Source organism: Psychrobacter sp. Rd 27.2, from assembly GCF_001921755.1.
In the GTDB taxonomy this organism is placed as follows: Bacteria; Pseudomonadota; Gammaproteobacteria; order Pseudomonadales; family Moraxellaceae; genus Psychrobacter; species Psychrobacter celer.
This window is the reverse complement of the sequence record NZ_MRYB01000104.1, coordinates 1-393: the sequence shown is the minus strand read 5'-3', so window position 1 is coordinate 393 and position 393 is coordinate 1. Positions and strand designations below refer to the sequence as shown.

At 41.0% G+C, this 393-nt stretch carries 1 protein-coding gene; it reads right to left on the bottom strand.

Translation table 11 applies throughout. From position 1 onward, the window contains the following. Positions 1-390: DUF3987 domain-containing protein (locus tag BTV99_RS12785; protein ID WP_256713798.1), on the bottom strand; the 390-nt coding region annotated here is incomplete at its 3' end. Positions 391-393 lie beyond the last annotated feature (3 nt).

Here is a 393-nt window from a genome sequence, read left to right as displayed (position 1 = left end):
TGTAAGCTCATCACGTTCTACTAGCAAGCCGTTTTGTGTTTGACTGAGCGTTTCACCTAACTTTTGATAAGTGCTGTCGTTGGCTATGTAGCGCTTCATAATCGGCTCACTTGCATCAGCGTTCTGTATTTCGGCTATCGTTTGCGCTTTTGCTTTGAGGTCGTCATCAGTTATTTTATGCTCAGCATCATCAGCTTGCTGGGCTTGCTCTTTTGCGAGTTTTTGTAATTCACTCTTTATCGCTTTGGTCTTAAATTCGTTGATCTCTTTTTGAGCTGCAAAGTTTTTTTGTGATTGCTGATACTCAGTTTTTGCTTTGCACGTTAGGCTTTTAAGTGGTTTCATACCTGCATCAAGTGCTGGACTTTTTTTAGTCGATGGGTTGCCAATAAT